Here is a 25,521-nt window from a genome sequence, read left to right as displayed (position 1 = left end):
GTGGGCCCTCGCCCGGTCACGCTCCGGAGCTGACGCACACCATGCCGACGACACGACGGGAGAGTGCTGTGACAGTCCACGGAACAGGCCGGCCGGTGATCCGACCGGAGATCGCCGAGGAGGCCGACGGCCGGGCCGGAAGGCGGAACCCGACCGTGGTCGACCGCGTTCGACGGGCCATGGCGATCGGCCGGATGGCGACCCGGATCGGGGTGGTGGTTCTGCTCGCCGTCCCGATGCTGGCAGTCGATCCCGCGACGTCCGGCGCCTGCGCCTGCGGGGCGTTCGTCGCCAACGACAAGCTGCGTGCGCAGCAGGAGACCGCGCTGGTGGAGCTGACCGGACGCACCGAGTCGATCACCCTCTCGGTGCAGGCGCGTTCCGAGGCGACCCAGGCGGCGTTCCTGATGCCGGTTCCCGCCCGCGCCCGGTTCGAGGTGGCTGACGGCGCACTGTTCAGCGAACTCGACCGGATCAGCCGCCCGGACGTCGAGGTGCGGCGCGTGAGGGTGGACGGGGACGGCGCGGGTGCACCCCCGCAGGCCGATCGGGGCGCCACCGTCGTCGACCACATCGAGATCGGGCCCTACGAGGTCGCCCAACTCGCCGGCACCGACGCCACCGCCGTGACGCGCTGGCTGGGCGACAACGACTTCACCCTGCCCGCCGCCCTCGAAGGCGCGCTCGGACCATACCTCGCGGAGGGCTGGCTCGTCGTCGCGGTGCGCCTGGCCCCGTCCTCCGGCAGCCTCTCCGCCGGACTACCGCCGATGCGGCTGGAGTTCGAGACCGACACACCGGTCTACCCGATGCGACTCTCGGCCACGGCCGAGGGCAGTCAGCCGCTGCGCCTGTACGTGCTGGCCGACCACCGGATGGATATCAGCAATCCGGCGCCCAAGGGCAACGCGCCCGAGCTGACGTTCGCGGGCGAGGTGAAGCCGGACCCGCAGTACCCGAGGCTGTCCGCGGCGTTGCTCGGCCCGCGTTTCCTGACCCGCTACGACGGGGAGTTCAGACCGGCGCAGATCACCGACGACATCCGGTTCACCCGCTCCGCGACCGACGAGCCCCACCGAGCTGTCGTGGTCGTCAGGGAATACGTCCACTCGCCGTGGCCGATGCCCGCAGTGCCGCTGATCCTGCTGGGCCTGGCGCTGGTGGCCGGCGCCGTCGTGATCGTACGCCGCCGGTCGTCCAGGGCCTGACGGTGCACTCCGCCGCTGCAACGGCGTCGGTCCGGATCGACCAGCGTCCCGACCCCCTCGCGATCCGAGTCGATGACGACGGCAAGGCCACGCCGGATACCGCGCCGGTGTCCGGCGTCGGGCTGCTCGGGATGCGCGAACGGGTCACCGCCCTCGGCGGTCACCTTCGCGCAGAACCGCGTAGCGAGGGCGGCTCACCGTCCACGCCGAACTTCCCGTGGATCAAACGTCATGATCCGCGGCCTGCTGGTCGACGACCAGCCACTCATCCGCAGCGGATTCCGCGCGCTCCTCGACATCGGGGACGACATCGAGGTGGTGGCCGAGGCAGCTGACGGCAGCGAAGCCCTGGCGCTGGCCGAAGAACATCTGCCCGACATCGCGCTCATCGACATCCAGATGCCCGTCATCGACGGCATCGAAGCGACCCGGCGCATCGCCGCAGACCCGACCCTGGCCCGAGTGCACGTCGTCATCCTCACCAATGGCGTAGGAACCTTGATGATCTTCCGAAAGGCCGTGCCCGTCCTGCTGCCACCAACAGCGGCGCTTCTACCTGCCCACCCCGACCGGACATCACGGCCCTCCGAACGAGGTGACCGTTCACCTCGTGGCGTCCACCACCTGATCGCGTCTGCCCGCTGATCAAGGGACTCAACGACGCTCCTCCGCACGTTCAGGTGGAGTTGTCAGCCCTTGTTACGATCTTGGCCGTGCATCCCGAACCCACACCACCGGACCGGATCCAGCCCGCCCACGGGTGGCCAGCCGACCAGCGATTCACCGGAAAGACTTCCGCCGGGTTCGGTTCAAACGGATTCGGCCCGGCCGGGGCGCCGCCGACCGGTTCCGCCCCGTGGGCGGGAGCCTGGACAGCGGGCAAGTCGGTCAGAAGGACGGCGCTGGTGGTGCTGCTCGGCCTGGCGTTCATCGGGCTGAACACCGCCATCGCGTACGCCACGGTCGGGTCGAGGGCCGTTTCAATCGTGACGGGACTCGCCTTCTGCCTGGTCTTCATGGTCGTCGTACGTGTGCTGCACCGAGCGATGTGGCTGTCCTTGCTCTCGTTCCTTCCCGCCCTGTTCGTACTCGTGGGATCGGTGGGACTCGCCCCCGACCTGGCGCTGGAGCAGCGCGGCGTCCGCCAGGAGGTAACCATCGTCGACGCCGAGGTCGCCGGTAAGCGGCACACTTTCACGCTCCGGGGCGACGATGGTCCGCTCGACGAGCCACTGACCTATCAGGGCAGCAACCCCGGCTACCAGATCGGCGACACCCTGACCGTACTCACCGACCCGGACGGGGTGATCGCGCTCGAGGAGGCCGATCGGGTCGACTCCAGCGGCACCCTGGGGTCGCTGGTCCTCGGTGGCATCGGCTGGACCTTCATCGCACTGCTCGCGGGATGGCGTGGACACGTCCGCCGTCGGGAAGGCCGGTTCGACACCCTGGTGATATAGCCCGTCCTGCGGGTCGCCCGCCACTACATCAAATGTGCGGTGTCGCTGTCGCTCCCGGTGCGGGTGGTCGAAGGAGTGTCGGCGCCGGCGTGCGAGCCCCCGCCGCCTCTGGGCATCGGCGCCCTACCGCCCCTCAATTGCTCCCATTGGTAACGGCTATATAGATGAGGCGCCGGGCGTCGTCGTACCGGCGGTGGTAGGCCGGCTGACCGTCGCCGGACAACGGTCCTTCCGGCCTGGCCTACCGAGCGTGGGGCCCGGTCAGCCTCTGGTCGCCTCAGGGTCGGCGACGATGAGCCCGGCCGGCGGCGGCAGCGGTTGGTGACTGACGAACCGCCAGCCGGTGGCGGTTAGCCAGTCCGCCACCTCGTCCGGCCGGTAGGTGTCGCCGCCGCTGATCATCAGGAACTCGCCGGCGGCGAACCGGGCCGACGGGTGGGGAGTCGGGCCGTCCCGCCACCAGTCGACCAGCAGTAGCCGGCCGTCCGGTGGGGCGACCTCGCGCAGCCGGGTCAGCAGGGCGAGGTTGCGTTCCGGGGAGAACAGGTGCAGGAAGTTGGCCACCAGGATTGCGTCGTGGTCGTTCGGTAACGGGTCGGTGAAGACGTCCGCGCCGTACACGTCGAGCCGGTCGGCGAACTCGCCGGATGAGATCTCCACGTCGAGCATCGACGCCACCTCGGGCAACTCCAGCAGGGTACCGGTCAGCCGTGGGTAACCGCGCAGGATGGGCCGTGCGAAGGTGCCGATCCCACCTCCCACGTCGAGCAACCGGCGGTGGCGGCTGAAGTCGTAGGTTCGGGCGAGGTCGGCCGCCGTCTCGGCGGTCACCGCCGCCACCGCCGACTCGTACGCCTGAGTCTGTTCGCTGGTCAGATCGCCGCGTACGGCCTGGCGGGTGCGGAACGCTGTGCCTGCCCGGCCCCAACTGGCATAGCTCACCGTGTCCCAGTAGCGCAGGATCGGGCGCAGGTCGAGCGGGCCGCGACCGCTGAGGAAGGCCTCGGTGTCGGGCGCGTTGCGGTAGCGGTCGCCGTCGCGTTCGAGTAGACCTGCGGCCGCGAGCAGGTAAGGCAGGGTCGCCGCACTGCGCTCCGGGAGTTGGCAGCGCTCGGCGATCGTCTGCGGGGTCGCGCCCTCTGGTGGGATGGCGGCGAACAGGTCCACCTCGGTGGCGACGAACAGCAGCTTCGACAGCATGAAACCCGCCGCGGCCTCGGTGATCCGGGCTGGCGTCGGCGGTCCGGCCGTGGGTGGGCCCGGCCCGTCACCGGGAGCCGGGCCGGCGTCGGCGGGCGGTTGCCCAGGTACGGCGAACACTCGGGGTACGGGCTGCTCGGTCATCGAACCACCGCCGATCGCCTGGCGTCATCCGCGTCGATGTGATCCTACGTCCGTGGCACCGTGTCAGGTCATCGTGCGCGCGTTCCGTCCACAGTGAAGGACGTCGACCACAGCCTCCGGCGACATTACTGCTCCGTTGGCGGCGCGGCCGACGACGGAACCGGGTTACGGACGGTGATGAGCATGCGGCCGGCTCGCGCACACGGTCGGCGGCGGTTCCCGAATGCCGGCCGGGCTGATGCGTTATGCGAGGCGGTCTTGCTCTGCGGCCGGTCGGCTGTAGGGGCCGTGAGCGGCACTACAGCCGTTGACGGCTGTCAGGTCGCTGCGGACTGGAGCGTGTCCACGACCGGGCGTCGTGTGGCAACCATCGCGGGGATGGCGGCGAGTGCGGCGATGGCGAGTAGGACTGCGAGTGCGGTGGCGAGCAGCCAGGAATTGGGTGGGTACTGGACCTCGCCGGTGCTGACGAACGCAAGGAGCCCGATGCCGGCCGGGATCCCCGCGACGACGCCAGGTATGGCGGGGAGCAGTTGCGCTACCGCCAGGCCCACGCCGGCCTGCGCCGGCGTGGCGCCGAGCGTCCGCGCGACGGCCAGCGGCTGCCGGGCGTCGAGGAGTGCGGTCCAGGTGCTCACGACGGCGTTGATGAGCGCAAGGATGCACAGCACGACGCTTACGACGAGCAGGGCTTGGTCCATTCGCTCGCTGCGGGGGTTGGCAAGCTCCGTGTAGCCGAGGTCGAAGTGCTCCACACGGGTATTGACCATGAGTATGGCGACGAGTGCGGTCGTGGTGATCAGGGTGTTCACCGTGACCAGCCGGGCGCGGCGCGGCCGGCGGGCGTTGATACGCACCCCGATCAGCAGGGCGGTGGGCAGCCGCCGCGACAGCCAGATGCGCCACCGTCGGCGACTGGAAGACGAACCCGACGCCGTCGCGCCGCAGCCGGGCCAGGGCCCGTTCGGTCATCATGTCGATCCGGTGCTCGGCCAGCCACACCTGCCCGCCGGTCGGGCGTTGCAGCCCGCCGAGCAGGTGCAGCAGGGTGGACTTGCCGCAGCCGCTCGGGCCCATGATCGCCAACGTCTGTCCGGCGAGCACGTCCAGGTCGATTTCGTCGACCGCGCGTACCAGCGTGTTGTTCGAGCCGTACCGTTTGGTCAGTCCACGGGCCCGCAGCGTCATCGATCCGGTCATGCCTCCGCCTTCCGCCCACTCCGATCACGCTCGGCCCAGATGCGCTCGCATGCCTCCAGCCACTCCAGGTCGGCCCGCAGCCGCAGCACCACACCCTCCAGTAGCACCGCGGCAACCGGATCCACCGACCGGTCCAGCGCCGCGCGCTGGGCATCGCGCCGCCGACGCAGCACCTCGCGCCGGGGTAGATCACGTCGTACGGTGATCTTCGAGAAGTGGAGACCCCGTGGCCCGCCATGAGAAGCCTTTAGATCCCGCAGCGGGGCCGCTGCAGCTGATGGCACACGACCTGAGACGGGCACGCAAGGCAGCGGGCAACCCGACCTACCGCGCGCTGGCGAAGACCGCGGGATACAGCGCGACAACCCTGTCCGAAGCGGCCGGTGGGACCCGCACGCCGAGCCTGGAGGTGGTGCTGGCGTACGTCGGCGCCTGCGGTGGCGACGTCGAAGCCTGGCGAGAACGTTGGCTAGCCCTCAGCCAGCAGACGGGCGCGGGTAGCCCTCCCCTGCCGCCGCCAGAGCACGAGTCAGAGGTAACCGGGCCCGAGACTGATCCAAGGGTGCCGACGCCCCTACGTCGGTCAAGGCGACGCAACAGGTTCCTGGTTACGGCCGCGGCCGCTGCCAGCCTGCTCACTGCCGGTGCCATGGTGCCCCAGATGCTAGATACCGCAGCCCCTTCCGCCGACGGACCCGTAACACCATGCCCACCGCTTCCGGCTGACCCGAGATTCGTCGGATCCACCTACGGCGGCGGAGCGCATGTCCGCAGCGGCGCCGGACGGGACCAGCCGATCCTGCGCACCATCCCACCCAACTGCCAGGTCGGATTCGCCGGCATGTGCATCGGGCAGAAGGTTTACGACAGCACCAGCGGCACGCCGGACGTCCGGTGGTTCATCGTGGAGGACGGCGTTGTCGCCTCGGCCGTCGTGCACGGCAACCCGCCACAAACGCTGAAGGTCTCCACCGGCCCGCACGGCCACCCAGCCCCGCGAACCCTAGCCCTCTCGATCACCAACGTCGGCGCCACGAGCGAAGAAGTTCAACTGACCGCTGTTGGACCGAACGTCGACCTCGTCGGATTCGCAGTCGCGTCTGGATCCCACGCCAGTACCCGTACCTGGCGGCAGATCGCCCTCGCTGACGTGCGGGTCCCCGCGGCCGGAGCAACGACGACCATCGCCAAACCAGCACCGGCGCGCCCTGTGCTCGTGCTGGCCGCTGCCTGTCTCGGCGGAGACGGCCCCACAGACATCGTGCAGGCGAGACGAATGGACCCAGCCTCACCAGCCAGGGTCACCACCCTCGAAATAAGCGAAGGCGAACTCACCGCCGCTGCTCGATCCGCATGCCAGTATCCCCGCCGGGGATGACGGTCCGATCCGAGCAACCGGTGGTCCACTCGGCGTCGGTCAGGTCGAACCGCCCCCTCACCGCTAGGGTGTCCACGAGGTCTCCGGTTCCAGGTTCTGCTTCGTCGCTGAACCATCTACCGGAGACCTCGCCACATCACGGCCTCCGACCCGCGAAGATCCTCAAGCCAGCCCAAACCCTGGCACCGACTTCGACACGGGCCCTAGCGCCGGCTCAGGCCCCGTCGATGAGAGCGTTGCCGTCGGTGCTCGGAAAGCCAAGCGCGTCCTCTGGGCCCGAGAAGATCGACAGGTCGTCGAAGTCACTCCGGGAATGGACCACGACATAGGTTTCGGTAGCACTACCGATCGTCACGTCGACGCCGACACCGGTGCCCACCGCGGGGAACTCTCGCAGCGTCCAAATCTTGCCGGCCAGCGCCCGTTTGTAGTCGTCGCGGTGTTCTTCGAGGTAGGCCCTGACCCGCTGCTGCGTCGGGGGCATGTCGGCGGACATGCCGTCATTGTCATTCCAGTACGTGAGGGCGCGGTCGACGTCGCCGTCCTTGAGCGCACGGAGGTAGGCATCGACGAGCCCAGCCGGCGTATTGGGTTCGGTGTCGCGGGAGACGAGGAACGCGGTCACGCCGCCGCCAGTCAGCGCCAGGCCGAGGAGTCCTGCGAGGGCGAACATCAGGGTGCGTCGCCGGAACCGGGGCTTTGGCGGGTCGGGCTGGGCCATGCAGCAAAGGCTATCGAAGTACGGCAATGGTGACCGGCCGGTACCGATCCACCAGCGATCTGAACCTATGGGACGGTCTCATCCCGTGAGTCGCCCACGGGCCATGGCTGGCACGCTCGTCGATGTCACGTCGTCCGTGGGTCGTTGGGAAGCTGTGGTGGTGACACGAAGCCAGGTGAACGCTTCCTGGCATGACCGTGCGCCACGCGCCTGCCGGAACCGTCACGCTGCGTTGGCTTGCGCGAACGGCCTGTCGCCGCGCGCGCTCTGCGGCATGACCGGTCACGCTATACCGACCGACCAGCGCCGGAATGACAGTCCGTTTGCGCCGCGACGCAGCCACTTCCGCATGCGGCAATCATGCTCACTCGGGGAGCGGCGGGCGCGAAGAGGCTGGCGCGCATAAGGTCGGCTCGACACGGCGACCTTCGCGAGACTAGGACGGGGCAGGACATGGACCAAGGCACCGGGGCGGCTTGCCATGGCGCTGGCTCACCGCGCGCCTGGACCACTACACCGGTGACAAGCCGCAAAGCGGCGCGGCGATCGAGCCACCCTCGACGGCGGCCAATCACCCCGCGATCGTCACGGCTTTCCTCGTACGAGGAGGACTGTAATCATCCCGGCGGGGTCGTGAGCACGGCATGATCCCTTCGTGGATCTGGAGGAGCTTCTACTGCTGTCCTGATCTGATGATCTTCGGAGTGTCCCCCGGCAGGATTCGAACCTGCGACACACGGTTACCAATCGTCACCGTACCGACCTTGTCGTCGCTCGTCGCACTTTGGGGTTGAGCTGCACAAACGCCGCCCGCGTTGATCGCGACTTGTCACTGATAGTCAACTCTGGGGAGGGGTTTCGGGGGGTGAACGGGGGCACCTCGCTCGGTGCCATCAGCGAACGGCCGTCAGTGCGGGCTTATTGTTGGGGTGACAACAGCCTTGTCAGCTTCGCGAGGAGTTCTTCGGCGGCTGGATGGCCGACCGCGCGGAGGAGCGCAAGCGCCTGGCCCCAGGCGTGACGAGCGGCATCCGTGTCGCCCATTGCCTCGTATGCGTCGCCGAGGCCCTCAAGAGAGTGTGCCTTGTAGCAATTGTCGTCGACCTGATCGAAGAGGCGCAGAGCATGGCTGTAGCCGGCAATGGCTTCGGCGTGTTGTGCCAGATGGCGGTGGATGTAACCGAGGCTGTCCCAGGTCACGGCCTCTCCGAGGCGGTCCTTCAGCTCTTGAAACTGGATCAGGGCCTGCGCGCAGTATTCGAACGATTTTCTATAATCGCCTTGCTGGGCGTGATGCCAGCCGACGCCGTTGAGAGCCATTGCCTGTCCCCGGCGATGGCCAGCGGCGCGAAACAGGGCGAGTGCCGACTGGGAATGATAGATGGCATCGTCGTTGCGGCCCTGCTCGTTCGATACTTGGCTGAGCAGGTGATGTGTGTATGCCTGACCGCTTGGGTCACTGCAACGCCGGTACAGCTCAAGGGCTTCGCGGAGGTTTTCGTCCGCGTCGTCGTAGCGGCCGAGACGGAAGTTCGCGGTCGCGAGGTGGCGGCGGGCCAGGGCACGGACCGCGGGATCGTTGCAGTGAGCGGCGGCGGCTACGCCAGTGCGGTGGATGGTTTCGAGATCGTGCCATTGTCCGAGCCGATCGAGGAAGTATGTGAGAGTGTGTGCCAGCTGCCAGGCAGGAGTGTGCAGGCCGGTCTCCGCCGCCTGGTGTACGACCGCCACCAGGACTCGGTGTTCAGCGGTGAGCCAGGCCATTGCCTCCTGGGTGTCGTACAGCCGTTCAGGACTGGCTGCCGGACGTAGAGGAGCGAGGACGCCCGGGATCGGGTCCCGGTGTGGATCGATCAGACCCGCAGCGGTGTGCGCGGTATGTAGGTAGTGATCGACCAGACGGCCGATCGCCGCGGAGCGCTCGTCCTCAGTCTCGTGAGTGCGTGCAAGTTCTGTGGCATAGGCATGCAGTAGATCGTGGAAGGTGTACCGGCCGGGCGCGTGCTCGGCGAGCAGGTTCGTGCGAGTCAACTCGGCTAGGAGCGGACCCACCTGCGCCCGGGGCAGTGCGCTGAGGCAACTCGCTGCCGAGGTGCTGATGTCCGTGTGAGGATGCAAACCAAGATGTCGGAACAACCGAGCCGCAGCCTGGCTCAGTCCCCGGTAGGACCAGGAAAAGACGGCACGGACGTCGGCACCAGGGCCGTCGGCGACTAACGCGTCCAACCTGTCGCTGGTATGCGCCAGTTGGGCGGCTAGCGTTGTCAACGGGATCTGCGGCCGGGTGACGGCGTGTGCAGCGGCGACGGCCAGGGCCAACGGCAAGTGGGCACATGCGGCGAGGACACGCTCAACTGCCTGCGGCTCCGCGCCGGGTCGCCGCGAGCGGAGCTTTTGTGCCAGGAACCGCCGGGCCTCGGCATCAGTGAACAGGCCCAGGGTGAGTGGGTACGCTCCGCCGGTGGCGACGAGGCCGGTGAGAACATTCCGGCTGGTCACCAGCGTCCTGCAATTGGTTCCGGCCGGCAGCAGGAGACGGACGTGCTCACTGTCGCGCGCATTGTCCAAGACCACCAGCATCTGTCGGTCAGAAAGCATGCTCCGGTACAGGGCAGCCTGCGCGTCCAGATGGGACGGGCGTCGCTTCGGGTCCACTCCCAGCGCGTCCAGCAGGTACGCGATCGCCTCGGCCGGTTCCATCACTCGTCCACCAGGATCGGCACCACGGAGATTCAGGTACAGCTGACCGTCTGGAAATCGGTCGGCCACCCGGTGGGCCCAGTGAACGGCCAGGGTCGTCTTGCCCACTCCCGCCGTACCCACAACGGTTGCGATGAGTGCTGCGGCGGGTCGTACCTCCTCTCGCCCCGCCGGCTCCGGTCGAGCGCCGAGAGCCAGGACATGGTCGAGGTCGGCAAGGATTTCTACTCGACCGGTAAATCCGGCCAGATCCGTGGGCAGCTGAGCCGGCCTGACTGCCGCTGGTGGCCCAGGCTCCGCCTTGTTGCCGTCAGATCCCTCCAGCACACGCCTCGCCCGCTGAGCGGGCCTGTTGTTGAGGGCGTGGTAGTCAGAGTGCCAACGGCCGAGGTCCAACAGGTCGGCGGGCACGGCGATTTGACGGGCGGCAGCGTGCCGGGCGCATAGACGAATGTACGTCTCCACCGTCTGCCACCGCGGGGCAACCGGGCCGTTCAGCAGGTTGCTGATCGTCGAGATCGGCAGAGTCATGCCCGCCTGGTCGGCCTGTCTTTGCAGGGTACGGTAAGTCGGCTGACGTAGTGCGAGGTACAGCTGCCGCAACCTGGTCCGGAAAGCTGCGATCGCGTTGCTGCCATCACGGTCCATCACGTGTCGTAGACGTGATTGCTGGCTGTGAGGTTGAACCACAGCGCGGACCACCTCCCCAGGTGAGCCCCCGCTTGAGGGAGCGGGTGGTTAGCTGCTACAGGCTGGTGCAGGGATGGTGATAGGTGGCTCGGTCGGGTCGTTCTGGTGGGTGTGCCAGGCGGTCTCGTACTCGTCGGGGCTGAGGTAGCCCGGCTCCTTCTAGCCTCCATCAGCACGTTGTCGTACGAGTCACCGACAAACCCATCCGTCGACAGGATGCCATGGTTGGTCAAGCGGTTCGCGAACCGGAAGGCGAGGTTCCACCGGGATGTGAACACGGATTATGTCGCGATCTGGTGCAGCACAGTGGGTGTGAGGGTCTGCTGCTGAGGCGTGTTTCACAGGTCCGTTACAGCCATTCGTAGGTCTCGGGGTCGAAGGCCGGTGGCCGGCCGCCCTTCGGCCCCTTCCTACGCCGGCTCGCCGCCTGGTCGGCCTTGATCGGAATGGTGGCGCGGATTCCGCGTCTGGCCGGGTGGTCCCGGTTGGCCTTGCCCGCGTACGCCTTGTCCGCGAGCACCCGGCCCGGTCGAGTACGCGCCCGGCCCATCCCCGAGCGGGGAACACGGATGCCCGCCAGGACCGGTACGAATTGCGGGCTGTCGCCGCGCTGCCCGGCCGTCACCACCATCGACAGCGGCTTTTGCAGTTTCGTGGTCAGCCCGCCACGGGAACGCCCCAACGCGTGGTCAGCGGGCTCAGCCTGAACCCCGCCCGGCGGCTCCGCCTGCTCGTGCCGCGTAGTGCGGGCACCGGCCGCGTGCTGATGCGCTCGGGCGATGGTGGAATCCACGCTGACATCCCAGGTGATCAGTCCAGCGGCGTCCGACCGGGCTTGCAGCCCGGTCATGATCCGCGCCCGGGTCCCATCACGCTGCTCGGGTGTTCGTTGTCCCGTAGAAGTGGGTTAGCGCGGAACTGGCGGTTGGGCGGTGAGGTGCTTCCAGGTCGGAACCAGTCCCGGCTGCCGTGGTTGTGGAGCAACGTCGCATGGATGGCACCTGCTGCGGACAGGGTGGGGCGTGGGCGCCGAAGGAGGGCCAGCCGGTGGCGATCGGCTGCATGTTGTGCCCGCAGTCGGCGACGTACTGGCGGGCCACCCGCGTGGCCTGATTCGGCGATCAAGCACCTTTCGCCCGTGCGCGCCCGATGATCGGGGCGTGTGGGAGCAGATTGAGGTCCCGGCCGTCGGCGGAGCCCACACCCAAGAGCAGCGCGACTCCGCGCATCAGGCCGGTTCGGGCAATCCGCGCATTGACGGAGAAGGCGATTCGGCGAAACGCCGTACCGACGACCCCCGATGATCCTAGGGGTCGTCGGCATGATTGGCGCGACTCTGCGCTAGCACCGCTGCCCGAGCGAACTCATCGCCGTGGAGTACGAAGGTCCGCTACTACCAGACCTTAAACGTCATCAAGGCACGTCATGTAGGTGTACCCGTACTGGTTCAAGACCCAGATTTCCAGCCACCCGTTGGCGTTTGTCACCCCGCACGCCGTGTAGGTGTCACCCAGCGCATAATAACCCGTACAGTTGTATTGGTAGCCGCGCTGGGCAGTGCTGATCGCGGGAGCGCTGTGGTACGGCGCAGTGCGGATCGGCAGGTTGTTCGCCGTGGACTCAACGCGTCCGGTCGTGCAGTTTGCACTGTCAACGGCCAGGTTGGCGCTGGCCGCCGGGGCACGAGTAGGGGCCTCATTCGGGGAGGCAGAGGCTACCGCAGGCGCGGCGAGCACCAACCCGAATGCGAGAACAAGTGCTTTGACATGTCTGACGGAATTCATGATCTCCCTGTCCTGACAACGTGACATCTGCAGACTGAGCAAACCGACGGAGACCCTCCACGAATGCCTCCTGGGTGCATCCGGCTCCTCAGATAGATAGGAGTTAGGCGCGCGAGATTACAGCGCTGCGTCAATGAACGGATCACTTCCTGTCCCGGGTAATTGGCCCCGGTGGGTTCTGTTCTGCGGCTCGCTAGCGATCCTCCTCGAGTTGGGTACTTGGAAGTACACCTTCGGTCAGGAACTGTTCGATGTGGATCGAAGTCGAACGCTATCGAACAACCGGCATAGCGGACACGATGACGGTCCAGCTTCAGACCGGAACGTCCGTTCCTGCGAACCGGGCGAGGCGAGCTTTCTCGCCCGTTATCCGCGTGTGTACGACACGGCCAGGGCATAGCTAGGCGGCGTCTTCAAAGGGTCGTAGCCATTGCAGTAGCGCGGCGACGGTGACTGTGGCCTGGTAGGAGGTGGCGGTCTTGTCGTAGCGGGTGGCGACGCTGCGGCACTGCTTGAGCCGGTTGAAGCAGCGTTCGACGACGTTGCGGCGTTTGTAGAGCTGCTTGTCGAACGCCGGTGGCCGTCCTGCGCGGCTGCCGCGTCGGCGGCGGTTGGCCTGCTGGTCGGTCCGTTCGGGGATCGTGTGCGCGATGCCTCGCCGGCGTAGCTCGGTGCGGATGGCCTTGGAGCTGTAGCCCTCGTCGGCGATGATGCGGTCCGGGCGGACACGAGGTCGACCGGGTCCGCGACGGACGAGGCGGTTGGCGAATTGCCGCAGGGCGGCGTTGTAGTTGGCGCCGCGGGCGAACCATCGCAACGCCCGTCGGGAGCGGGTTCGTGTTGGCCGCGGTGGGGTGTTACCGCTTGTTCCCGGCGCGGAGCCAGGCGATGTAGTCGGCGGCGCCGGCTGCGGTGTCGTATTGGGGTTCGAATCCGGTGTCTTCGCGCAGGCGGGTGATGTCGAGCCAGGTCTGCGGGCGGTCCCCGGCCGAGGGGAGTTCGAGCTGGAAATTGGGCTCGACGGATCGGATCGCGGTGATGACCTCGGCGTTGCTGGTGGCACGACCGGAGGCGACGTTGTATGTCGTGCGGTGCAGTTCATCGGCGAGCTGCAGGAGGGCGAGCGCGCGACCGGCGTCCTTGGCGTAGAGGAGGTCGAGGGCGTCCTCGGCGTGCGGGGGCGCCATGAATCCGGACAGGTCGGGGTCGGTGTGGTGCGCTGCGGCGTGCACGAGCGTCGAGGTGGCGAAGAACGGGTCGGGTAGGTGCCCGCCGGGTCCCCAGATGCCGGAGATCCGCGCGTTGACGATCGTGACGTCGGTGACGGCCGACAGGTGCCCGGCGAGCAGCTCGAAGATCTTTTTGAAGGTGGGGATGGCGTGGGTGTAGCCCAGGGAGAGCGGCGTGTCCTCGGTGAGTGCACCCACGTTGCCGAAGCCGTAGACGCCGATGGTGCTCGCGGCCACGATGCGGCTCACGCCCCAGGCCTGCGCGGCGCGGACGATGTTGAGGTATCCCTCAAGTGTCCGCGCGGAGGCGTCGATCGGGTCGGTGTCGTCGTCCGAGCCCGGCAGGGTGACGGCGAGGTGCACGATCCCCTTGACCGGGTACTGCTTGCCGACCGCGAGCAGCGCGTCGAGGTCGGCGATGTCGGCCCGCACGGCGTGCACGGGCAGGTCGGCCAGGTGTGCGGGGACCTCGGGGGCCCGGCGCTGCAGCAGAACGCATTCCTGGCCGGCTTCGGCGAGTGCGCGGATGGTGTGGGAACCGATGAAGCCGGCTCCTCCGGTAACAAGGATCATGACTCGACTCCTGTGGTAGTGCTGATCGTCAGCAGGACTGACGATCAGGTTACACATTAGTATGGGGTCATGTCCACCGAGCCGAGCGCTACTGCGGATCCCCACGACCTTCTGGGTTATCTCCTCAAGCATGCGAACCTGCAGCTCACTGCACTGACAGATGCAGGACTGGAACGTCTCGGGATCGACAGCAAGGACTTCGGGACGCTCAGGGTCCTGGCCCACCGCGAACCGGCCTCACAACTGCAGGTAGCGCAACGGCTCGGCATCGACCGCACCACGATGGTCGCGATACTGGACGCCCTCGAACGCAAGGGCATCGTCATCCGACGACCGGATCCGGCAGACCGGCGCCGCAACGTCGTCGGACTCACCGACCAAGGGCTGCGGACCTACCACGCCGCGGAAGCGGCGTACCGGGAAGCCGAAAACGCGTTCCTCGCAGCAATCAGCTCGAATGCGGCAGACCAGTTCCGCCGCACGCTTCGGACCCTGTTGGGACACTGAACGCTTCGACCGCAACAATGCAGGTCACGGTACCGCGCAGGCCAGTCCAGACAAGATGAGACGTTCAAGACGGCGGCTGACCAGTCAGCGCCTCAAGCGTCCCGGTAAGCCCAGAACGCGGCGAACCAGGCCGCGGGCATTGGCATAACACTGACCGTGCGCCGGCACCGAGGAGCGCCGGCTGGGGGCGAACCCGACCTCCTCGACGACGTGCTGGCGCCCGACTGGGAAGACATCCCCCCGTATCCCTGGCCAGCCGCTCGGCTGGCTGCACAGGATCAGGCCGAGGCCGGCGCGTCGCGGTCGATGCCGATCGTCGCCTGGCGGGGAGCGGGCGTGTTTGGCCCGTCCGAGCGGGCGGTAGTGCTCTGCGTGGGCGAGCCAGGTGGCGGCCCTTCGCACGAGAGGGCGCCCCCGGTCAGTTTGCGCCGCGGTCCACGAAGCTGAACGAGCCCTGGACGGCGGCGTCGCCGACCTGCTGGACGTAGAGGCGCTGCTCGCTGTCGCTCCACTGCACGAAGCCGTGCTTGTCGTTCTTGATGTGGTAAGTCGTCCGGCCCTTGTCGTCCTTCTTCCCGGTCGCGGCGACCAGGAAGAGGCTCTGCTCGGTCGGCTCGCACTTGGCCGTGGACAGCGTGGCGGGCTCCGTGTCCGCCTTGACGACGACGCAGAAGGGGCCTTCGAACTCCACCGGCCGCAATGTCTCGATCAGGTACGCGTCGCCACTGGGCACGAGCCGGAACCTCGCGCCGTCGTCAGTGCCGGGCCCCGTCGTGATCGGCCCCTCGAACGTCGCCGACAGATCCTTGTCCTCCTCGACGAGATGGATCAGTATCTGCCGTTCGCCCTTGAGGATCGCCTCGTCCGAGGCCGGTGCGACGGCCTTGGAACCGGTGCCTGCCGAGCCGGTCGCCTCGGCGGCGGACTCCGACGGGGAGACCGGAGCCGATGTCCCGGCTGGCGTGCCCCCGGTACCCGCGGTCGTGCATGCCTGCTGAGTCAGCATCAGGCCGCTGACCGCCGCGGCGACGATCGCAAGGCGGGTGCTCCGACGCGTCACAGTCATGTCGTCTCTCCTCTGTAGGCAACTGCGGGCACCAGCCCCGTACCCGTTCGCGGCTGTTCACGCACCTCTGCTCCTGACGCGACGCTTAGGAAGCAGCCTCCCCGGCTACGGCGTGGCGGACCGCGCAGCGGCTTGTGCCAGGCCGTGAACCATCCGGCGCATGGTCCGCGTCAGCATGGGGCGAAAGGCGAAGTGCAGGCCGAATGCCACGTCGTAGGAGCCGCGCCACGAGATCGCCGTTCCTCCGCCCGCACCTCCGGTCAGCGAGATCTCCGCCCGATAGTCATTCATGAACGGATTATCCGCACCCTCATAGACGAGGCGCTCGTTCCCGTACATCTCGACGATTTTCTCACGCGTGACGACGCGTCCGGTTCGGAAGGCGCGCACGGCACCCACCCCGTCGTGGCCGTCCGGTGAAATCTGCTCCGACTGCTCCGGTAGGAGAGCATCGACGGTTCCCCAGCGTGGCCAGCTGTACGCATTTATCAGGAGTGACCAGACCTGCGCCGGGGCAGCGCTCGTCTCCGCTGCAACCTGGTAGGAACTCCTCACCATTGCCACGTCCGCCGGACGACCAGCCTCCCGAGCGCGGTGAACACGGCGACCTCCTCCACGGTCCGGTCGATCCGGACGCCTGCCGATGAAGTCTGGAGACGGCGGGCGCCGATGTCCTCGGAGTCGAGTGCCGTTACCGGCCCCTCCTCAGGCCGGAAGGTCGCCATCCGCTCCTTCTCCGGTAGGAGGTGCTGCGGCACCGTGGTCGGAGCCGACGGCGCCGGTGCTGCCCTATATTCCTGGCATGCCCTCACTGCTGCGCGACCGCGACGAGTTCGTGATCGGGGCGGCTGTCCTCGGCACCGGCCTGGGGGTGCTGAATCTGTTCTACACGTCGGACTGGGGCTGGATTCTGGCGGTTCTGATGCTTCCGGCGCTGATCGTGCGCGCGGTCTGGCGGTCGATGCCGGGGTGGCTTCTGCTGTCGTGGGTCACGATCCCGACGCTCGTCGGCGACGCGGCGGTCGTCACCCAGAGCGCCTACCTCGTGGTCGTCACCGCACTGGCGGTGGTCGCGGCGAGCCGCACGCGACGGCTCGACACGGTCGTGATGGTTCTCTGCCTGTTGTCGCCGTTCCTGATCTGGCTTCTCGAGACCAACAACTGGCACCGGGGGTTGGGCGCGTGGCTCTGGTTCGGCGGCCTGCTGATCGGATGGGGTTTCGGCCATGTCGTCGGCCGGCAGTTCACGCTGATCGACGAGTTGGAACGTACCCCCACCAGGCTGACCGAGGCCGCGTTGGCCGAGGATCGGCAGCGCATCGCCCGGGACCTGCACGATCTGGTGGGGCACAGCTTCAGCGTCGTGTTGCTGCACCTGTCCGGGGCGCGGATGCTGCTGGCCTCCTCCCCCACGGCGCTCGGAGAAGCCGCGGAGGCCCTGCGGCAGGCCGAGGATCTGGGCCGTAAGGGCATGGACGAGCTGCGCCAGGCATTGATGCTCATGCACGGAGGCTCCGATTCGCTCACCCCGATCGGACCCGGGCAGCTCGAGCATCTTCTGGGCACGTACCGCGACGCCGGGATGCGCATCCACATCGAGGTCGCCGGCGACATCGAAGGCGTGTCGGCGGCGCCACGGATCGTGCTGCACGACGTGCTCCGCGAGGCTCTCACCAACGTCGCCAAACACGCCCGATCCGCCGAGGCGACCATCCGCATCGACGTCGACCACGACCGGGTCGAGGTACAGATCGAGAGCGCGCTCGGTCCGCGTCGCCGGCGCGCCGGCGGCGGCATGGGGCTGGCCGGCCTCGACCACCGGGTGGCAGCCATCGGTGGGACCTTCCGGGCCCGGCCGGACCACGAACGCTGGGTGGTCCAGGCACACCTGCCCCGCCGTCTCGCCGGAGCACCCGCATGATCCGCGTGATGCTGGTCGACGACCAGCCGATGGTACGAGCCGGGCTCGGACTGATCCTGCGAAGCCAGCCGGACATCGAGGTCGTGGGCGAATGCGGCGACGGCAGCGAAGTCGTGCCCGCCGTCTCCCGCCACGCCCCCGACCTCATCTGCATGGACGTGCGAATGCCCGGCACCGACGGGGTCGAAGCAACCCGGCGGGTACGGGCCACCGGCGGACCACCGGTCTGCATCCTCACCACCTTCGATGACCAGGACGTCCTCTGGTCCGCGGTCGACGCCGGCGCCGCAGGATTCGAACTGAAGTCCGCCACACCCGAGAACCTCATCGAAGCGGTGCGCACCGTCGCCTCCGGCGGCACCTGGATCGACGGCACCCTGCTGGGCCCGATCCTCGCCTCCTACCGGCAATTCGCACGGCCCGCGACACCCTTCGACAACCGGATCGACGCGCTCTCCGAACGCGAACTCGACGTCCTGCGCCTCATGGCCCGCGGGGCGTCCAACCGGGAAATCGCCGACCACCTGCACCTCGCCGAAACCACGATCAAAACGCACATAGGCACGATCTTCACCAAACTCGGCGCCCGCGACCGAGCCGCGGCCATCGTCTTCGCCTACGACGCAGGACTCGTCCGCCCACGTGGATGAGCGGGCATCCGCCGAGTCCCACCACGCGCTCAGTCCCAAGCACGACCTCTCGGGATATCGTCCCTCGACGAACTCACTGTCTTCGTCCCTCGACTTCCCGCGCGACCCGCGACCCGCACCGGATTCCTCGCGCAGCACATGAGTCGACGCACCGGTACCGGGCCACGTACGCGATGAGTTCCGACCAGGGTGCCAGCCGGACCGCTACCGGGAGATGGTGCGGACGAGCTCTTCCGACCAGGGTCGGATTGGCTACGGCACCTGGGTCCGAGGACTTCCGCGTCCGCAGTCTGCAAACTTGATCGACAGGCGTACAGATCGCTTTCGATTGAGAGGCAACGGCCTTGACCGATCCATATGAGGCCGATGTCATCGTCGTCGGCAGCGGGTTCGGCGGTGCGGTGGCCGCGGCCCGCCTCGCGCAGGCGGGGTTCTCCGTCATCGTCGTCGAACGTGGCCGGCGGTGGCGACCCGGTGACTTCCCCCGCCGGCCACGTCTGGAGGACGGCTGGTTGTGGGAGGTCGGCCAAGGGCTCTACGACATCCGCTGGCTCGGCCGCATGGGCAGTGTCCACGGTGCCGGCTGGGGAGGCGGCTCGCTGGTCTACGCGAATGTGTTCGCCCGGCCGTACGAGGGGGCGCTGGACGAGCGCTGGCCGGCCCATCTGCGACGCGAGGCGCTCGACCCGTACTACGACCTGGCGGCGTACATGATGGGTGTCGCGCCGGTAGGCGATGATCCGCGCACCGGTCAGCCTCCGGCCCGCACGACACTCGTCGAACAACTCATTCAGGAAATGACCATGTCCGAAGCCACCGTCCGCCCCAATCTGGCGGTGACGTTCGGCGACCCGCAAACATGGCGACTCAATGCACACGGCGTGCCACGGCGTGGTTGCGCCTTCGTCGGGGAATGCGTCATCGGCTGCAACCACGGCGCAAAGAACACCCTGGACAACACCTACCTCGCCGTGGCGGAGCGCTGCGGCGCCCGCGCCGTGACCGACGCGGAGGTGCGCCGGATCGAACCGCGCGACGGCGGCTACACGGTCATCGCCTCGACCCCGTCCGATTCCGACGCACCCCAGCGTGAGTGGTTCGCCCGCCGGGTCGTGCTGGCCGCCGGGGCGGTCGCGACCACCGAGCTCCTGCTCCGGTCCCGGGACGTGCACCGCACCCTGCCCAATCTCTCCCGTCAGCTCGGCCAAGGATTCTCCGGCAACGGGGACTTCCTCACCCTGGCCGAACTCCGGGACAACCAGGACGACATGACGACCGGACCCACCATCACGACCAGCACCGTGCTGGACGTGCCCGAGGGGCGACGGTCGGTCTGGTTCCAGGTGCAGGACGGCGCCTTCCCACCGCCGCTGCACGCCCTGTTCGACACCATCCTGCCGGCTCGGGCGGCACGCGCATGGTGGCGGCAGAGGGTCAGGCGCACGACCCCGCGACACATCTTCACCGTTCTCGCGATGGGCAGGGACTCCGGCAACGGGACACTGCGGCTGGATCGGTCAGGCAAGGCCAGCCTGTCGTGGCGCAATCACTGGCAAGGCCACCTCTACCGGTCCCAGCTCCGGGTAGGTCCGCGCTGCTCGCGCGACTCCTCCACGCACGCCTCTACCTCCCTGTCACCTGGTCTCTGCTGCGCCGCACCATCACGGTGCACGCCCTCGGCGGTGTACGCCCCAGCCGTGACACCACCACCGGCGTCGTCGACGAGGCCGGCGAGGTGCACGGCTACCCGGGCCTGATCGTCATGGATGGTTCGGTGCTCCCCGCAGCGACCGGGGTGAACCCCTCCGCCACGATCCTGGCAGCAGCGGAACGTTCGATCGAAACAGTGATCCGCCGCTCGGGGCGTCCCGGATGGCGTGCCCCTGAATGGCATTCGATTTCGCGCACCGAAGTTCCCGAGGACGCGGCGTTTGCGTTCATGTCCGAACGCCATGCCCTGACCAGAGGCGACGGCATCGTCTTCACGGAACGCATGAGCACCCGCGGGAACGAGCATCCGAGGGTGGTGATGACCTTGAGAGCGGAGATTCCCGGCATGAACCGGTTCCTCGCCGATCCGGCACATCCGGTATCGATGCGGGGCGTCATCGAGGTCGAGGGCGTCACCTCGCAGGCGGACGTCACCGGAACGCTGTCGCTGTTCCCTCAGGGCAGTCGGGTGGCGATGTCGTACGCACTGCGCTTCCACGACGTCGATGGACGTCCGTGGCAGGTGCGGGGAGTGAAGACCGTACGTTCGCGCGCGCCGATGGCACTGCTGGCCGGATTGACCAACCTCCATACCGAGATCGCCCCGGCCGACAGCGTAACCGGCGAAGGCCAGCGCTGCGTTCTCTCCATCGGTTCCCGCGACCTGTTACGGCTGGGATCCTCCCTCACCGGAACCGGGTTCACCCGAGCACGCCGCCTGCGTGTGGTTCTCCGTTTCGCCTCCTTCTTCGCGGCCTCCGCGCTACGGCAGTAGCAGCAGGCCCGTTCGCTCCTACCAGGGTGCCAACCGGAACAGCACCGGCGTCCGAAGACACCGAATCCGGCCGGTCATAGCGTGTTGACCAGCCGAGCGGTGAGCATCGGCGGTTCGTTCAGCGCCCGCATCGCCTGGTGATTCTGAAAGGTTGCCCGTGCCTCTCGATTTACGGACCGCCCACCGAGTGAGTCCTCAGGAGTGCGGTGGCACGACGGAAGCGCCGAACCGCCGGGGACCCGGCCGCGTCGCGCGCGGAACGATTCTCGCCGCGGCGACGCTGACGATCATGGCGCCCGCCATCATCGCCCCCAGCCTCCCGGCGATGGAGCAGGTTTTCGCCGACCAGCCCGGGGTGTCCCTGCTGGTCCGTCTCGCGATGACGATCACCTCGCTGACCGTCGCGTTCAGCGCCCCGCTGTCCGGACTGGCCGCCGACCGCGTCGGCCGCCGACCGCTGCTCCTGTCCAGCCTCGTGCTCTACGCGGTCAGCGGCACCGCCGGCTATTTCCTGACCGACCTGTGGATGTTGCTGTCGAGCAGGGCGCTGCTCGGCATCGCCGTCGGCGGTGTCATGACCGCCGTCAACGCCACCATCACAGACTGGTTCGACGGCCCCGAACGGGCGTCGTTCCTGGGACTGCAGCAGGTGTTCGCGAGTCTCAGTGGCGTGCTGTTCCTGCCCCTGGCCGGCGTGCTCGCCACGATCGGTTGGCGGGTGCCGTTCTGGCTCTACAGCTTGGCGGCGGTGGTCGCGCTGGTCGCCGCTTTCGCCGTACGGGACCGGCCGCCGGTCGCTTCCGCACCGGTCGACGGCAGCGGCCGTACGGTGACCGGCAGCGTGCTCGGGATCTACGCCCTGGCCCTGGTCGCCACGATGGTCTTCTACATGGCGCCGACGCAGGTGCCGTTCCTGCTGGCGCGCCAGGGCATCGGCCCCGTTCTCATCGGTGTCATCGTCGCCAGCAGCACCCTGGCCAGCACGATCGGCGGCTTTGCCTTCCCAGCCTTGCGCCGGCGCCTGCGGTCCGCGGCCATCACCGTGGTCTGCATCGCGCTACTCGGCGCGGGCTGGTTGCTCGCCGGCGGCACCGGCACGGTTCCGGGCACCGCGGCGGGTCTGCTCGTCGGGGGTCTCGGTGTCGGGTTTGCCATCCCCAACCTCACCCTGCGCCTGTCCGAGCTGGCTCTACCAGCGTGGCGCGGCCGGATCTTCAGTGGACTCGTCGCCGCGATCTTCCTCGGTCAGTTCCTCTCACCGCTGGTCGTCCAGCCCGTCGTCCAGGCGTTCGGCGTCGGTGACTCGTTCACCTGGGCCGGAATCGCCATGCTCGCTGGCGCGGCCGTCGCCGCCGTTGGCGCGCGCAAACACAACCCCGTCAAGGAAAGGACCCTTCCATGATCTACCACGGCATTCGTTTCTCCCTCCGGCCCGGCGTCACGGCGGAGCAGGTGACGGCCGGCCTCCAGGCCATGCACGACGCGTCCAACGCAATCCCGTCGATCACGTCGTTCGTTGTCGGCCGCGACTTCGGCGGAGAGTACGAGTACGGCGCCGTCTCCGTCATCGCGGACCTCGCCGGCTACGAGTTGATGATGAACCACCCGGCACACCTGGAGATCGACCGCGCCGGCCTGCCGCTGATCGACAAGTTCGTGTCGTTCGACGTCTCCGACGACCCTGACCCGGAGCTGGGTACGAAGATCGCCGAGATCCACCGGCGCAGGTACGCCGGCAATCCCGACGTAGCTGACCTGGTTGCCGACCTGGGCGAGTACAGCGGCAGTGCCGCGCCCGGCAGGCACGGGGACTGACGAACCCGCGGCGATCGCCATCGGCGGGCGTGCTCGCGGAACCGACGGCACGCCCGCCGAAACGCCGTTGCGGCGAACAGCTCCGCACTTCCGACCTGAGTCCACGCGTGAACGCCGAAGAGGTACCTGATGGCTGGATCTGTCACCACACATGTCACCGAGATCGTCCTGCCGGGCCCGGTTGAGTCCGACGGCCTGGAGGTCCGGATCCGTGAGCTCCCGGCTCCCGGCAAGGGACAGGTGGTTCTGCGGATGGAGGCGACCGGGGTGTCCTACGCCGAGCAGCAGATGCGCCTGGGAAAGTACTACGACCAACCGAGCTTCCCGTTCGTACCCGGCTATGACGTGGTGGGAACGGTAGCGGCCACCGGCGCCGGGGTGGACCCGGCACTACAGGGCCGCCGATTCGCCGCGGTGACCAAGATCGGCGGGTGGGCCAGCCACCTGCACGTCGCGGCCGCGGACCTCGTTCCGGTGCCAGACGGAGTCGACGCGGCCGCCGCTGAAACCGTGGTCTTGAACGGTGTCACCGCGTGGCAGATGCTGCACCGTTCGGCCTCCGTCCGCGAAGGCGGGTTGATCGTGGTGCTGGGCGCGAACGGTGGGGTGGGCTCCACCCTGGTGCAGCTGGCCCGCCACGCCGGGATCGGGGTGATCGGCACTGCCGCCCAGCGCCACCACGACACGGTGCGCCAGCTGGGGGCGACCCCGGTCGACTACCGCGACTCGGATATGTACCGCCAGATCCGCGCGCTTGCCCCCGACGGCGTGGACGCGGTCTTCGACCACGTCGGCGGCACCGGTCTGACGCAGTCCTGGCGGCTGCTCCGCAAGGGCGGAACTCTGGTCAACTACGGCACGGCGTCGGCGAAGGGCGAGGCGGGCAACGCGGCCCTGCCGTTTCTGAAACTCATTGCCCGCCTGTCCGCGTGGAACCACCTGCCCAACGGCAGAAGCGCGACGTTCTACAACTTCTGGGCCGGCAGGCGCCGCCTCGCCACCTTCCGGGCCCGCCTGAGCGAGGACCTCACCCAGGTGCTGCGCCTGGTCGCCGACGGCGCGCTGACCCCGCAGATCGCCGCACAGATCCCACTCGGTCGCGCCGCCGACGCACTCACGCTCGCCGAGTCGCGCACCGTGCTCGGCAAGGTCGTCATCATCGCGGACTCCTGAGCCACCGACATGCCTACCTCAAAGGACACGATCACCGTGAACACTCGCTCGATACCGGCCCCGGCCGTCGCAGTCCCCGCGGGCGAGGTCGACAGCCGCGCCGCCTACCTCAGCTTCACGTTGGCCTACGTGATCGGACACGGCACAGCCGCGCTCTTTAAGGGCGCCGATCCGGTACTCAGCCTGCCCGCGTGGCTGCCCATCACCCTGTTCGTCGCCGGCCTGATACCCGCCCTGGTGCTGGGCGTGCGCGCAGGCATCCGCTCACAGCAGGGCGCGGGCGGGTCCCGCAAACATGCCGAACAGCTTCTCGGGATCGCCTGGTGCACCGCATTCACCGCCCTGTTCCTGGCCATCACCGGCCTGACCAGAGCATTCGACCAGCCCGGCCTGCAGGACATGCTCTGGGCCGCCGGTTCGGTACTCGTCGTCGGCCTCATGAACATCGCCGAGGGCACCGCACGCCGCAACAATCTGCACTACACCCTCGGCTCCTGGCTCGCACTCGTCGCGGCCACCTCCCTTTTCACCACTGACATCCTGGGCGTCTACACCGTCCTCGCCATCGCCGCCGGCGGCGGCTACGCCGTCGCCACCGTCCTCGAACACCGCCGCCTCGCCGCACTCAGCACGGCAGCTACCCTTCGGACCGGCAAGGACCCCGCCAACGAGCGGCAGCCAGATCAGTTGCACCTGCGGTGACTTCAACACCCCGCTGGCCGCGACATCGCCTCAGCCATCCCCGGCCGGCACCCCGGCGACAACACCGCCGACCGCCCGGCGCGGTGCCCGGCCCGGGGGTACTTGCCCACCGGCCCGGGCTGCCCTACGCGCTCTGGGCCGGCATCCCGGGACGCTGGGGCGAGAACGATGAGCTCGGCGCGGTCAACCTGATCGCCGGCGTGGCTCGGGCCCGGGGCCTGGCCGCGGCGGGTACCGGCACACCCGCGCATCCGAGTGCGGTTCCTCGGTGACTATCGGTCCGGTCGCCTGTCGTGCGCCCGCAACTGGTGGAGTTCCGGCGCTATCGCCGCGGTAGGCTGAGCGCGGTGATCGAGATCGGAATCCGTCGGCGAGCCCAGCCGGCCCCCGCGCATGTCGTCTGGCGGTCCCTGGCGCAGCCGCACGATCCGACCGCCCGTCAATGGCTGGTTCTCCTCGACGATGAGATCGGTCCGCAGATCGTCGACAGCGTCGAACCCACACTCGTGGTCTGGTCATCGCTGTGGCCGGATCTGCCCACCGCGACGGTACGATTCGACATCGAGCCCAGCGACCAGGGATCCTGGCTACGTTGGACACTACTGACCACCGCACCAGCGCCGAGCGAGAGCAAGGTCGGCCACCTGCGATTCCGGCTCAACGTCCTGATCAACGAGCGGTTGCGCTTGTCGTACGGTCAATAGACCCGTGCACTTTCATGGCACCCATGAGCGCGCACCGGTGCCGACAGTGGACGTCTACGGAGCGTGACGAGTGGGTGCCGCCGGGTCGTGCCTGCTCGGCGGCAGATCCGGACGCACGACGGTGCGCCCGGTTCCGGTGGCTCGAGCCGGCCGATGTCGCCGGAACGGGCGTTTCAGTTCCTGGCGCTGACCTGTAGAAAAGCCTTCCGGC

At 68.1% G+C, this 25,521-nt stretch carries 24 protein-coding genes and 2 pseudogenes; 14 read left to right on the top strand and 12 right to left on the bottom strand.

Going from position 1 to position 25,521, the window contains the following annotated elements; translation table 11 throughout:
- The first annotated feature begins 95 nt into the window (after window positions 1-95).
- From ACQEUR_RS21420 to ACQEUR_RS21410, 3 genes are all read left to right on the top strand, one after another.
- Window positions 96-1,208 (top strand): DUF2330 domain-containing protein, encoded by a 1,113-nt coding sequence (locus ACQEUR_RS21420; RefSeq protein WP_433034077.1) that lies wholly within the window; start codon window positions 96-98, stop codon window positions 1,206-1,208.
- Window positions 1,209-1,439: 231 nt separating this feature from the next.
- Window positions 1,440-1,853, top strand: coding sequence for a response regulator (locus ACQEUR_RS21415; RefSeq protein WP_433034074.1), 414 nt, complete (start codon window positions 1,440-1,442; stop codon window positions 1,851-1,853).
- Between the two features lie 260 nt (window positions 1,854-2,113).
- Window positions 2,114-2,668: a hypothetical protein gene (locus tag ACQEUR_RS21410; protein WP_433034071.1), complete on the top strand. Its 555-nt coding sequence runs from the start codon at window positions 2,114-2,116 to the stop codon at window positions 2,666-2,668.
- Between the two features lie 261 nt (window positions 2,669-2,929).
- Here ACQEUR_RS21410 and ACQEUR_RS21405 read toward each other — a convergent pair whose 3' ends face one another.
- The 4 genes and pseudogenes from ACQEUR_RS21405 to ACQEUR_RS21390 form a co-directional block, all read right to left on the bottom strand.
- Window positions 2,930-4,012, bottom strand: coding sequence for a methyltransferase (locus tag ACQEUR_RS21405; protein WP_433034068.1), 1,083 nt, complete (start codon window positions 4,010-4,012; stop codon window positions 2,930-2,932).
- A gap of 317 nt (window positions 4,013-4,329) precedes the next feature.
- Entirely contained in the window at window positions 4,330-4,869 is a 540-nt protein-coding gene (locus ACQEUR_RS21400; RefSeq protein ID WP_433034065.1) for an FtsX-like permease family protein, read from the bottom strand.
- Between the two features lie 58 nt (window positions 4,870-4,927).
- Window positions 4,928-5,200, bottom strand: a pseudogene (locus tag ACQEUR_RS21395) (ATP-binding cassette domain-containing protein); the annotation flags it as partial.
- 8 nt (window positions 5,201-5,208) lie between these two features.
- The gene (locus ACQEUR_RS21390; RefSeq protein ID WP_433034062.1) at window positions 5,209-5,385 is read right to left on the bottom strand and encodes a hypothetical protein; all 177 of its coding nucleotides are present in this window, start codon (window positions 5,383-5,385) and stop codon (window positions 5,209-5,211) included.
- A gap of 668 nt (window positions 5,386-6,053) precedes the next feature.
- On the opposite strand from ACQEUR_RS21390, the gene ACQEUR_RS21385 reads away from it, so the two are divergent.
- The gene (locus ACQEUR_RS21385) at window positions 6,054-6,590 is read left to right on the top strand and encodes a hypothetical protein (RefSeq protein ID WP_433034059.1); all 537 of its coding nucleotides are present in this window, start codon (window positions 6,054-6,056) and stop codon (window positions 6,588-6,590) included.
- A gap of 214 nt (window positions 6,591-6,804) precedes the next feature.
- Here ACQEUR_RS21385 and ACQEUR_RS21380 read toward each other — a convergent pair whose 3' ends face one another.
- The 5 genes and pseudogenes from ACQEUR_RS21380 to ACQEUR_RS21360 all read right to left on the bottom strand — a co-directional run bounded on the left by ACQEUR_RS21380 (window position 6,805) and on the right by ACQEUR_RS21360 (window position 14,287).
- The gene (locus tag ACQEUR_RS21380; RefSeq protein WP_433034056.1) at window positions 6,805-7,311 is read right to left on the bottom strand and encodes a hypothetical protein; all 507 of its coding nucleotides are present in this window, start codon (window positions 7,309-7,311) and stop codon (window positions 6,805-6,807) included.
- Window positions 7,312-8,229: 918 nt separating this feature from the next.
- Window positions 8,230-10,659, bottom strand: a complete 2,430-nt coding sequence (locus tag ACQEUR_RS21375; RefSeq protein ID WP_433034053.1) for a tetratricopeptide repeat protein — start codon at window positions 10,657-10,659, stop codon at window positions 8,230-8,232.
- Between the two features lie 403 nt (window positions 10,660-11,062).
- Window positions 11,063-11,578: pseudogene (locus ACQEUR_RS21370) on the bottom strand (transposase); the annotation flags it as partial.
- Window positions 11,579-12,885: 1,307 nt separating this feature from the next.
- Window positions 12,886-13,302 carry a transposase gene (locus ACQEUR_RS21365; protein ID WP_433034050.1) on the bottom strand — a complete coding sequence of 139 codons (417 nt, stop codon included), beginning with the start codon at window positions 13,300-13,302 and terminating at the stop codon, window positions 12,886-12,888.
- A 40-nt stretch (window positions 13,303-13,342) separates the two neighbouring features.
- Window positions 13,343-14,287 carry an NAD-dependent epimerase/dehydratase family protein gene (locus ACQEUR_RS21360; RefSeq protein WP_433034047.1) on the bottom strand — a complete coding sequence of 315 codons (945 nt, stop codon included), beginning with the start codon at window positions 14,285-14,287 and terminating at the stop codon, window positions 13,343-13,345.
- 69 nt (window positions 14,288-14,356) lie between these two features.
- Here ACQEUR_RS21360 and ACQEUR_RS21355 point away from each other — a divergent pair, with 69 nt between their 5' ends.
- Window positions 14,357-14,794 carry a MarR family winged helix-turn-helix transcriptional regulator gene (locus ACQEUR_RS21355; protein ID WP_433034044.1) on the top strand — a complete coding sequence of 146 codons (438 nt, stop codon included), beginning with the start codon at window positions 14,357-14,359 and terminating at the stop codon, window positions 14,792-14,794.
- A 418-nt stretch (window positions 14,795-15,212) separates the two neighbouring features.
- Here ACQEUR_RS21355 and ACQEUR_RS21350 read toward each other — a convergent pair whose 3' ends face one another.
- The 3 genes from ACQEUR_RS21350 to ACQEUR_RS21340 form a co-directional block, all read right to left on the bottom strand.
- Complete coding sequence (locus ACQEUR_RS21350) at window positions 15,213-15,854, bottom strand: hypothetical protein (RefSeq protein ID WP_433034041.1); 642 nt, start codon at window positions 15,852-15,854, stop codon at window positions 15,213-15,215.
- Between the two features lie 111 nt (window positions 15,855-15,965).
- The gene (locus ACQEUR_RS21345; RefSeq protein WP_433034038.1) at window positions 15,966-16,418 is read right to left on the bottom strand and encodes an SRPBCC family protein; all 453 of its coding nucleotides are present in this window, start codon (window positions 16,416-16,418) and stop codon (window positions 15,966-15,968) included.
- Complete coding sequence (locus tag ACQEUR_RS21340) at window positions 16,412-16,585, bottom strand: hypothetical protein (RefSeq protein WP_433034035.1); 174 nt, start codon at window positions 16,583-16,585, stop codon at window positions 16,412-16,414. The genes ACQEUR_RS21345 and ACQEUR_RS21340 overlap by 7 nt, the downstream gene beginning before the upstream one ends.
- 77 nt (window positions 16,586-16,662) lie before the next feature.
- Between ACQEUR_RS21340 and ACQEUR_RS21335 the strand changes: the two genes are divergently transcribed.
- The 9 genes from ACQEUR_RS21335 to ACQEUR_RS21295 all read left to right on the top strand — a co-directional run bounded on the left by ACQEUR_RS21335 (window position 16,663) and on the right by ACQEUR_RS21295 (window position 25,310).
- A complete protein-coding gene (locus ACQEUR_RS21335; protein WP_433034032.1) occupies window positions 16,663-17,781 on the top strand; it encodes a sensor histidine kinase in 1,119 nt (372 codons plus the stop codon).
- On the top strand, window positions 17,778-18,431 hold the full coding sequence (locus tag ACQEUR_RS21330; RefSeq protein WP_433034029.1) for a response regulator: 654 nt from the start codon (window positions 17,778-17,780) through the stop codon (window positions 18,429-18,431). The genes ACQEUR_RS21335 and ACQEUR_RS21330 overlap by 4 nt, the downstream gene beginning before the upstream one ends.
- A gap of 344 nt (window positions 18,432-18,775) precedes the next feature.
- Window positions 18,776-20,188 carry a GMC family oxidoreductase N-terminal domain-containing protein gene (locus ACQEUR_RS21325; RefSeq protein WP_433034027.1) on the top strand — a complete coding sequence of 471 codons (1,413 nt, stop codon included), beginning with the start codon at window positions 18,776-18,778 and terminating at the stop codon, window positions 20,186-20,188.
- Complete coding sequence (locus tag ACQEUR_RS21320) at window positions 20,098-20,916, top strand: GMC oxidoreductase (RefSeq protein ID WP_433034025.1); 819 nt, start codon at window positions 20,098-20,100, stop codon at window positions 20,914-20,916. The genes ACQEUR_RS21325 and ACQEUR_RS21320 overlap by 91 nt, the downstream gene beginning before the upstream one ends.
- Before the next feature lie 157 nt (window positions 20,917-21,073).
- Entirely contained in the window at window positions 21,074-22,318 is a 1,245-nt protein-coding gene (locus ACQEUR_RS21315; protein WP_433034022.1) for an MFS transporter, read from the top strand.
- A complete protein-coding gene (locus ACQEUR_RS21310) occupies window positions 22,315-22,731 on the top strand; it encodes a Dabb family protein (protein ID WP_433034019.1) in 417 nt (138 codons plus the stop codon). The genes ACQEUR_RS21315 and ACQEUR_RS21310 overlap by 4 nt, the downstream gene beginning before the upstream one ends.
- A gap of 129 nt (window positions 22,732-22,860) precedes the next feature.
- Window positions 22,861-23,904 (top strand): medium chain dehydrogenase/reductase family protein, encoded by a 1,044-nt coding sequence (locus ACQEUR_RS21305; RefSeq protein ID WP_433034016.1) that lies wholly within the window; start codon window positions 22,861-22,863, stop codon window positions 23,902-23,904.
- 120 nt (window positions 23,905-24,024) lie between these two features.
- Window positions 24,025-24,606 carry an ABC transporter permease gene (locus ACQEUR_RS21300; RefSeq protein ID WP_433034013.1) on the top strand — a complete coding sequence of 194 codons (582 nt, stop codon included), beginning with the start codon at window positions 24,025-24,027 and terminating at the stop codon, window positions 24,604-24,606.
- A 347-nt stretch (window positions 24,607-24,953) separates the two neighbouring features.
- Complete coding sequence (locus tag ACQEUR_RS21295) at window positions 24,954-25,310, top strand: hypothetical protein (protein ID WP_433034011.1); 357 nt, start codon at window positions 24,954-24,956, stop codon at window positions 25,308-25,310.
- Window positions 25,311-25,521: the final 211 nt, after the last annotated feature.

The organism is Plantactinospora sp. CA-290183 (assembly GCF_050936375.1).
GTDB lineage: Bacteria > Actinomycetota > Actinomycetes > Mycobacteriales > Micromonosporaceae > Plantactinospora.
This window is presented reverse-complemented; position numbering and strand designations above follow the sequence as displayed.